The organism is Escherichia sp. MOD1-EC7003 (assembly GCF_002965065.1).
Classification (GTDB): Bacteria; Pseudomonadota; Gammaproteobacteria; order Enterobacterales; family Enterobacteriaceae; genus Escherichia.
This window is the reverse complement of the sequence record NZ_PTRE01000134.1, coordinates 73877-83305: the sequence shown is the minus strand read 5'-3', so window position 1 is coordinate 83305 and position 9429 is coordinate 73877. Positions and strand designations below refer to the sequence as shown.

The window sequence follows — 9429 nt, the reverse complement described above, 5'->3', positions numbered from 1 at the left end:
CGGAGGGCCATGGAATAGGTACACCAACGGGCAGCGCCGAGCCTTCCCCTAAACCAACGTTTTTATGCCGCCCTTACGATGTAATTAAATGCGATATTTCGTGGACGGGTTTCACTCCCGCCAGTATTACCAATACTCCCTCGAGAATGAAGTGTCGGTGATGGAATCAAATTCCCTCCTGTATTTGAGGCATCAAGCCCCCGTCCTTGTGTGTATGTTTTTTTGAAAATTGTCGCCAGCTCCCATTCATCTTTTGTGTCGTAACCATCATTGGCTACAACAATATGTCGGTGCTTTTCCAGCATTCCTGTCTGAATGCTCAATAAAGCACGTCCCGCATCCACCCCGCGCCCATCATCCCAGCCGCGAATAAATTCTCCCCGTAAATCCGGTAATTTATTGGTGGGGTAGGCCTTTGCCAGTTTGGGATACATTTCAGAAGAAAATGCTGCTCCGTTACATTTCAGCCACCCCGTTGGCGGTGTTTCTAAGGGCCACGGAACGGGCACGCCAACGGGCAATGCTGAGCCTTCCCCCAAACCAACGTTTTTATGTGGCCCTTACAATGTAATTAAAAGCAACGTTGCGGGGGCGCATTGATATCCATGCCCCGGTAAAATTATCCTCTGCCGTCCTTTGAGTGCCTGTTATGGAGTTATCTGATGATGCTGGAACATAATCGCTATTATCTCCTGCTTTAGGATTAGCAGGGTTTCCAACAGTTATAACAGAATCAGCAGTAGCATAAGCGATACCTACTTTGACATTAGTAGTCAGATCGACACCGTAATAATCCTGCAAAGCTGTACGAATAAATGTTGCAGTCTGACCACTTAGCAATGAACGCCCTGTATCAATCCCTCTCGAATCATCCCAACCACGGATAAACTCACCGCGTAAATCAGGTAATTTTAACGTTGGGTAAACCTTTGCCAGATTTGGGTACTTTTCAGAAGAAAATGCTGCTCCGTTACATTTCAGCCACCCCGTTGGTGGTGTGGCGGAGGGCCACGGAACAGGCACACCAACGGGCAGCGCCGAGCCTTCCCCTAAACCAACGTTTTAGTCTTAATCCCTACCTATACCAACGATGTATTTTTAACTAAACAAAGAGGTTGTTTTTCATGCAAATTGGCTACATTCGTGTGTCAACAAATGACCAAAACACAGATTTACAAAGAAATGCACTGAACTGCGCAGGATGTGAACTGATTTTTGAAGATAAAATAAGCGGAACAAAGTCAGCCAGACCAGGCTTGAAAAAGCTGCTCAGAACGTTATCAGAAGGAGATACGCTGGTTGTCTGGAAGCTGGATAGGCTTGGCAGAAGTATGAAACACCTTATCACGCTTATAGAGGAGTTGCGGGAAAAAGGTGTTAATTTCCGTAGTCTGACAGACAGTATTGACACATCAACACCCATGGGGCGTTTCTTTTTTCATGTCATGGGTGCTTTAGCAGAAATGGAACGTGAATTAATTGTTGAGAGAACACTGGCCGGACTGGCAGCTGCACGCGAACAGGGACGCATTGGCGGACGTCGCCCGAAGTTGACAAAAGAACAACATGAGCAAATAGCGAGGTTGATCGAAAATGGCTACAGCAGGAAACAGTTGGCAATTATTTACGATATCGGTGTATCGACGATTTATCGTTATCATCCTGTAGAGAAGCGCCAAACTCAATCTGAGCTGTAATTCTAATGCCGCGTCGGTGTAATTTATCTTGATAGAATAGGTACATTTATCGCGCGGCACATCAATTCGATGTATCTAGCGCCTGCTGACCGCTAATGAAAACTGTTCTCGAAATGTTGTCCCTAGTCCGAGACTAGGGTATCACCTCTGGAAAGCATACGCAGAACCTTTTTTAACCCAGGGTGCCCAGCCTTTTTGCTGCTCGCCTTATTCGCAAAAATTAGCTCACATCCTGCGCTTTCAAGTGCTTTTCACTGCATAGCTGTGTTTTGTTCATTTGTCTATATGCGTACATAGCCTATTAGCATATTTTTTGCCCACTATCGTTATTTATTGCAAGCCACAGGTTTTAATTAACAAAACCAGTGTGTGTGGAAATCACAAAGTGCATACCGTTCTCAAATGTTGTTCAACTTACTGTTGTATAGGTAAAAAATGACATTTTATGTACATATCGTGATGTTATCCCTTCTTGGTGGGGTGTATTCGTATTTGAGTGGGCTATGTGAAAACCGTTACGAGTCTTCATGCAAGAAATTGCTGGCCGAATGTATTTCCGCCGTACTTGCTGGCTTTATTGGCATGTATCTCGCGGAATATAAGGACATGAATGAAAGCCTTCAGAGCTGCATGGTTCTTATTTTCAGCGCCAATAGCAGGCTTATTATTGAAGGTTCCAAAAGTCGGTTGAATAGGTAAGTCTCTTATGCAACATAACCGGTTGAGAAGTTACTTTGCATACCATTACCTCCTGACAACGTAGGAGGGAACTTGTGCTTGACACACAGGAATTAGCTCCAGTTGCTATTGCGCTCCTGCTTTCAGTAATTGGTGGGATAGGCACGTTCCTGATGGATGTCCGAGACGGTCGCCAGTCTGGCAATTTGTTGGGATTGGTTACGGAGATCTTTGTTGCAGTGACAGCTGGCGCGGTGGCGTACCTATTGGGGCAACACGAGGGCTGGGAGTTATCAATTACGTACTTAATGGTAACGATAGCCAGCAATAACGGTCATGAGGTGATTTCAGGGATGAAACGAGTGAATATCGATAGCATTCTGAATGTTCTTACAAGTTTGGTGAAAAAGGGAGGCGGGAAATGATTGGCTGGGGTGTATGCGTTCTTGCGTTAGCCTTAGCCGATCGCTATTTGCTAAAACGCAAGGACATCACGCATTTAGAACTTGGTGATGTGGAAATTAAACCGGGTTTCATCCGGGTGCCGTTCAAATACCGGTCTAAATTCCCGTTTTTGCGCGGCGCAACGGTCAGATATTGGATCCGCGATGTTCAGAAGCCGACGACAGTGATTGAAGGCGAACAACGTTGTTTGACGTCGGCTGAACAGGGCGAAAACAGTGAATGGTTGTACATACCCACTGAATATATGGGTAAAGGAGAGCGACTGTGGCATTTCAACGTCATGGTTACGCATGGCGACTCGTTCATTAACCCGTTGTATCGGATTTTCCCTGTTACTCAGCAAATCCGCAGAAGTTACGTAATAAATCTCGCACAGGATGTGTCAGATGACGAAAAATAAGTATGCAACGGTCGATTTTGACCAGGTTAATGAAAAGGGGCTGAAATCCCTTATCGCGGCGATCAATAAAACCGGTGTTACGGTAATTGAGGTTGACTCCAGCAACCGCGCAACAACGAAAGATGGCGTTAAAGTTAAAACCGCAAAGCTGGTTCTTAACGACGGACAAATTCTTGCCATACAGGTAAACGATACTGGCGATATATCGTCTGTGAGGCTGAATGGAAAAGCTATTCCTAACGCTCAGTCGCCGGATATCAAGACGCTTGGTACCGTCATGGGGCAAGCGGCCCGCAAAAACTCCGCAAAATTCCAGAAATCACTGATCGCCAAAGCGAAACGTGTTGCCAATCCGGTAGACAAGAAACCGGCAGTAAAATCCAACTTTCAGCGCCTGCAAGAGGCAAAACAGCGGAATGCTCAGGTGGTTGCCGCTTATAAATCAGCGCAGAACTCGGTGTCTTTCAATCAACAGCAGATCACTGATTTGCGGGCGAAGCTGGATAAGGAGACAGGCCGACTCAATAACGAAAAGGCCCGAAATGGCGAACTCAAACGCCGTCTTAAGCAACTGAAAGCAGGAAATTAACATGGAACAGTTCAATATCAATAAAGGGGTGACGATCAAGCCTGGGCTTGACGTGCTTCCCCCGCCAGTGACTGATGATGAATATCGCGCATTAATGGCCGGTGAGGACCGCTATCTGATGACGGAATCCAACACCCTGGAAGAAATCGAGGCTACGTTCTTCTATGACACGCCGATCCACTGGTGTGCTACGGATTTACTGGAGGCGATTAGTTCTACTCGTTTGCAGTTACACCGGACCATGCAGGCATTTGTCCGGGCATTGAACCAGAAGCTGAATGGTACCGGAATATCTGCGGGGAGTGATAAAACGGGGGATGTGGCCCAGAGCGGCGCGCGCGCGATCGGCGGCGCTGAAATTGGCCGGGCACGTAACGTTAACGGGCTGCCAGTCCTGCCAGCCATTATTCCGCTCAGTGATGGTCAGACTATCAGCATTCTGTTTCATAGCCCGACAGCGGAAAACCGGATCACCAATAGCGATACGCTGATTGCTTTCCAGTTCTTACTGAATAAAAAAGACGTTACTCATACCGTTGCTCCGATGAGTGGACGTGATATGACGCTGGCGCAGGTCACCATGAAACTTGCCAACCTTGCAGAGAAAAACTCGGCAAAATTCCAGCGTGCGCAGAAGAAGAAAAAAGCCCTTGTTGATGAAATAACCCAACTACAGGCTGACAGTGACCAGAAAGAGGATGCCATGAGCGACCTCGTGGATCAGGTGGCAGCGGTAGAAGGGCAGAAGGCAGATCTGGAGCAGAAAATTAACGCTGTTGCATCGGAAGCGGATTCTCTTTATGAAGAGAATGAGCGTTTGCAGACGGAGATTGATCAGCTCAATCGCACTGGTGGGCGCGATACCATTGCTCCTGCGGGGATGACTGGTGGACACTCTCGCGCGATGATGGATCGCCTTGCCAGTATCAAAAATCGTATGCATATGAACGGGGAAGTGACGCTCAGTAATGGTGCATCAATGAAGCAATTCATTGAGGACGGCGAAGGGTATATCCAGTTAACCGATTCGGATGGCAGCGTGTACATGATCAAGGCTAAATCCATACAGGGTGTGGACATGGCAGATGCGATCGGCAAGCTGTTTAAAGCCTATAAAGCGGGTAATGTATCGGAATACCAGGTCCAACCAGAAGAACATAAACCGGAAAACGTCGAACCTGAACCAGCGGAGGATACCGGTAGCTCTTCGCCTGAACCAGAAGTCTCTGTAGGTGCATATCGATATGCCCTGCAAATGCGTCCGGCGGCCCCTGGCGCAATACCTGAAGGTAACAAAGCAATTCTGCCGCGCCCTGATGAAGGTGACCCGTATTATGAATATGCACGCTACGGCATTGCTACTTACGATACCCCGCTTTCTGATCAGCAAATGAGTGAGTACGACCTGAAGTTATTGCCTCGCGAGGATTCTTTCGACTTCCTGGCGAAGACACTTACTAATGGTCCGTTTGGCAAATATGCACAAAAAGCTCTGGAGCTGGCCACCAGCTCACCAGACGAGTTCCGCGTAATGCTGAAAACTCAGTTTCAAAAAACTTTCCCCAATATTGCGTTTCCGGGGGGCGCTGGCACCGAGAAAATGGTGCAGAGCATGATCAATGCATTGCAGGCCGAAGTCGGTGAGATTACTCAGCCAGAACCTGCCCCGGCACAGCCTGATGAAACGGTTAGCGAAGCAGATGCAGAGGCTAATAAAGCCATTGAATATCTCAATAACGTGATGGATATGCAAAGCACTGACATGGCGGAGATCCGTAACGCCCGGGGTAATGTCCGGGAAGCGATTGCAGCCCTTCAGGCTGCCGGGCGTTTTGAGGAAAACGAAGAGCTGGTTAATGGCGCTGCTCGCCACCTGGCTGATCTGCTGGTAGCAATCCAGAAAGCGGGGGTAGCGGCATGACACTATCAGCTATTGAGTTAATGGATCTCAGCGATAAGTTGGATGCTCTGATGTCCAAAGCGGCTACCGCGAGTGGCATGGAGTTGCTGGATATCAGCGATGAAATTGACCAGATCATGCAACAGATGGGGTACGGTGTGTCCGGCGGCAGTAGTGGCGAGGAAAAACAACCTTCGGTACATGATGGTGTGCCAAAACTGGTTGCTGATTTCCTGGCTGATAAATTCGTCGATCAGAGCACCGATGCATTTATCGGTACCTTGCAGGATTTGAGTCAATATGTTGGCACATACATCGACCTGGACCAGGTTAAACAGCACACGGCGGCATGGATAGCCGCCAACATTAAAGAGGCAGCATAAGGCGTAACAGGGATGAGCTTAAGCGATCAGGTGGTAATGGCCACCAGCATAGAAACGCTGATCGAGCTGCTAAAGAACCTGCCCGATTATGGGCGGGTTTCGTATGTGGTGACAGCGAAGGGAGACGAGGTAAAAACAGCGTTTGATATCGTCGATGCCTCAGCTCTTTTGGTATCCAATACTCTGGATGGGAAAATTAATCCTGACTATCCCCAGGAACTTCAGCCGCGCGACCGGACCCGCGCATCCAGCCTTCTTCAGGTTAACCAGATATCCAAAGATTTGCGGCCAGCTCAGCTTACTGATTCCGGTTTATCCAGCCATGGTGCGCCGATAATTGGTGAGGACAATGCCGTTGAGTCAGGTAATGGACGGACCATGGGGATCATCAAAGCCTATCAGGACGGCATTGCGGATCGGTATCGTGAGTACCTGATTGATCATGCGACCGAATTCGGCATACGACCTGAAAAGGTTGAATCAATGACGGCTCCGGTACTGGTGCGCCGCCGGTTAACTAAGGTTGACCGCGTTCAGTTTGCCAAGGACTCAAATATTTCTGATCTTCAGGAAATGGCAGCCAGTGAAAAAGCTTTTGTTGATGCCGACAGCATAACACCGGCGATGATGGCGCTTTTTAACCCGTCAGAAAGCGGAGATCTGCTTAGCCGCAGTAATGACGCGTTTATTCGCGGATTTATGACGCAAGTTGGTGCTACACAGGCGGCTGGCCTTGTAACTGAAGATGGGCGACCAACACGGCAACTTGTAGACCGTATACAAAACGCGATCTTTGCCAAGGCATATAAGGATGCGCGCCTGGTAAGGATGGTTGCAGAAGAACCTGATCCGGATATGCGTAATGTTCTGACGGCGCTTAATGCGGCAGCCAATGATTTTGTCCAGATGCAGGCTTTATCAGGAGAAGCGCACAAGCAGGCTGTGACAACTATTGTTGATGGCATTGAGACAGCGGATAGCCTCGATAAAAAGGCGCTGGAGGCATTGAAAGATGCGGTAGACCTGGTAAGGCAATCGAAGGAGTCAGGCCAGCATATTACCGATGTTATTGCTCAGGGGGATATGTTCAGCGAAACGGCCCCGGAAGTGAAAGCACTCGCGTTGTTCATCGTCGCGAATAACCGTAGCGCGAAGCGTATGGCCACCGCCTTTAAGTTGATGGCTCAACGTATCAATGATGAGTTACAGCACCAGGGCCAGGCGCTGGGGGATATGTTTGGCGGCGGCGATGTGTCGTTACAGGATATCCTTCGCCAGGTGTCTCAGGAACTGGAAAACGAAGGCATGCAAGGGATATCCGGCGGTCTTTTCGAGTCCGTTTCCGGCGGTAGTTACAACGGTGTTGCTCCGTATACCAGTTTGCTATTACATCGGGCATCCGGCATCAAAGACATTATTCATCTGATCAGGCTGCTTTCCCGCACAGATCCCCAGGATGAACAGCTTGTACAAGTGCTTGCGCATTTTGTTCGAATGCCTGTTGCCGACGTGAAAAAATGGTGCCGATTATTCGGTATCAGCAATTCGTTACTTCGCGGCTTGTTAAATCACGCATCCTCCCTTGGGCGCGATGGCTTTGACGAGATAGCGCAGGCGATAAAAAACGGAGATATGCCACCAGCTATTGACTGGTTTTCCATTCGCCCAACCAGGGTGAAAGCATTCCTTAGCGCGGCGCATTCGGCATCACCATTGGCAGAAATGGTTCAGAGGTTGTCGCTCATATTCACAGACCATACCGCGTTGGGTGATCTGACTCTGGACGAGATGAAAGACGCCTCCATTCAGTGGGCCGATCAACAAAATGAGGTTAACTCAGACTTCTTGCCAGCATTCAGGAAGGCCGTTAGTAAAGCGGATGATGCCCGTGGAATTCTGAAGGCATTTAAGGCATTGCAAAGTCGTGTTAATAAACATGTCGGTGATATCGATGGGGTAACGGCGGAAGGCAGGGATATTCTTAAAGAGCACGGCATAACGCCAGAGTTTATTGATGAGCTCAGGACTGATATGCAGCGTGAGGTCGTATCGTCCCTGCAAATCGTAGCCAGAGCGTTGGCGGATGCTAATCCGAAGAGTGCGGCCATTGTTAACCGGGTTATTGGTGATATTGAAGCATCGGAGGGCATGGGGGCGCTGAAACTCTTCCTTTCGCGAGCGTTTAATCCTAACGGCAATATTCTCCCTGGCATTATTGGTGAGGCTAAAAAGTATGTCAGTGAAGAAGAACTTGAGCAGCTTGACCAACTACTTAAGCGATTCTCATATAACCCGCAGATACGCTGGCAAATGAATCAGCGAAGTATGGGTTCGGTCCACGAGAAAGTGTTATCTGCCATGAACAGTGCGATCGCAAACTCATCCGTATCTGAAGAAAAAGCTCTTGAGTGGGCCGACTCTTTTATCACAGAAGAAGTGGAAGAAGTCCGCGCTGGACAGAATGGTGGGATAGACCTGCGCAAGGAACTTGCTGATATTTATCGCCTGACCGGCGGGAAAATATCGACATTATCAAAGGTAGTTCACCACCAGGGAAGGGCATATGCAAATCTTAATGGTGTTGTTGCTGTCAATTTGAACGATGAAAATGCAAGTGCACTGTGGCACGAGCTGGGTCATCATCTTGAGTACAGTAACCCTGGTTTGTTAGAGAAAGCCCGGTCATTCCTGAAGGCCAATGTTGAAGGGGATAAGCCATCTTTCGTCAATATCGGTGGGCGTGGCAAGCCTGAATGGTGCTTCAGATCTCGATTGAGTAATATTTATATGGCGAAGGTATACCCGCCAGCCTCAGTAAGTAACACCGGGAAAATTCGGCAGAAATCACCGACTATTTCCAAAACGTCAGCAACGGAAGTATTCTCTATGGCTCTTCAGTTGTATCATGACAAAGAGGCCGCTGCCGCATCACTGATGAATGGTGACGGATTGCTGGAACTGTTATTAGGTGTGGCAAAGGAGCTAAATAATGCAGATTAAAATCGCAGCGCCATTAGGCGGAGATGCCATTATCGAATTTGATGATAATGAAGAAGTTTCCGGGCGTTTAAGCATTATCTCCGGTGACATTACCGAGGACATGATCGCTGAAGCCATAGCTGGGGCAAATCCCAATAGCTATATGGGATTCGTTAACACCCTTGATGCTCCCGCAAGTGATGTTCTCCGAACGCTGCATCTTTACGCTGGCTGGTTTGTTGATTGGCCAGCAGTAGAGGGTGGCGATGAGGACGACGACGACGATGATTTTGGTGATCATGTAGACCAGATCGTATATTGAAGAAATCCCGCCAATT

Annotated in this window: 10 protein-coding genes and 1 pseudogene; 9 read left to right on the top strand and 2 right to left on the bottom strand. The window is 48.4% G+C overall.

What is annotated here, in order from left to right:
• Nucleotides 1–62 precede the first annotated feature (62 nt).
• Nucleotides 63–521, bottom strand: coding sequence for a phage tail protein (locus A7090_RS20635; RefSeq protein WP_001408991.1), 459 nt, complete (start codon nucleotides 519–521; stop codon nucleotides 63–65).
• A gap of 28 nt (nucleotides 522–549) precedes the next feature.
• Nucleotides 550–1059: pseudogene (locus tag A7090_RS20630) on the bottom strand (phage tail protein); the annotation flags it as partial.
• Between the two features lie 65 nt (nucleotides 1060–1124).
• Here A7090_RS20630 and A7090_RS20625 point away from each other — a divergent pair.
• From A7090_RS20625 to A7090_RS20580, 9 genes are all read left to right on the top strand, one after another.
• Nucleotides 1125–1697: a recombinase family protein gene (locus A7090_RS20625; RefSeq protein WP_001165547.1), complete on the top strand. Its 573-nt coding sequence runs from the start codon at nucleotides 1125–1127 to the stop codon at nucleotides 1695–1697.
• Nucleotides 1698–2132: 435 nt separating this feature from the next.
• On the top strand, nucleotides 2133–2396 hold the full coding sequence (locus A7090_RS20615) for a phage holin family protein (protein ID WP_000145199.1): 264 nt from the start codon (nucleotides 2133–2135) through the stop codon (nucleotides 2394–2396).
• A gap of 74 nt (nucleotides 2397–2470) precedes the next feature.
• The gene (locus A7090_RS20610; RefSeq protein ID WP_000887652.1) at nucleotides 2471–2800 is read left to right on the top strand and encodes a phage holin family protein; all 330 of its coding nucleotides are present in this window, start codon (nucleotides 2471–2473) and stop codon (nucleotides 2798–2800) included.
• A complete protein-coding gene (locus tag A7090_RS20605; protein ID WP_000580776.1) occupies nucleotides 2797–3240 on the top strand; it encodes a hypothetical protein in 444 nt (147 codons plus the stop codon). The genes A7090_RS20610 and A7090_RS20605 overlap by 4 nt, the downstream gene beginning before the upstream one ends.
• On the top strand, nucleotides 3227–3829 hold the full coding sequence (locus tag A7090_RS20600; protein WP_001345482.1) for a defense against restriction DarA-related protein: 603 nt from the start codon (nucleotides 3227–3229) through the stop codon (nucleotides 3827–3829). Before A7090_RS20605 ends, A7090_RS20600 begins: the two co-directional genes overlap by 14 nt.
• Before the next feature lies 1 nt (nucleotide 3830).
• Nucleotides 3831–5750: an antirestriction phage head protein DarA gene (darA, locus tag A7090_RS20595; protein WP_059332164.1), complete on the top strand. Its 1920-nt coding sequence runs from the start codon at nucleotides 3831–3833 to the stop codon at nucleotides 5748–5750.
• Nucleotides 5747–6112, top strand: a complete 366-nt coding sequence (locus tag A7090_RS20590; protein ID WP_000175491.1) for a hypothetical protein — start codon at nucleotides 5747–5749, stop codon at nucleotides 6110–6112. The genes darA and A7090_RS20590 overlap by 4 nt, the downstream gene beginning before the upstream one ends.
• A 12-nt stretch (nucleotides 6113–6124) precedes the next feature.
• Nucleotides 6125–9112 (top strand): hypothetical protein, encoded by a 2988-nt coding sequence (locus A7090_RS20585; RefSeq protein WP_105275349.1) that lies wholly within the window; start codon nucleotides 6125–6127, stop codon nucleotides 9110–9112.
• Nucleotides 9102–9413: a hypothetical protein gene (locus A7090_RS20580; protein WP_029487758.1), complete on the top strand. Its 312-nt coding sequence runs from the start codon at nucleotides 9102–9104 to the stop codon at nucleotides 9411–9413. Before A7090_RS20585 ends, A7090_RS20580 begins: the two co-directional genes overlap by 11 nt.
• Nucleotides 9414–9429 lie beyond the last annotated feature (16 nt).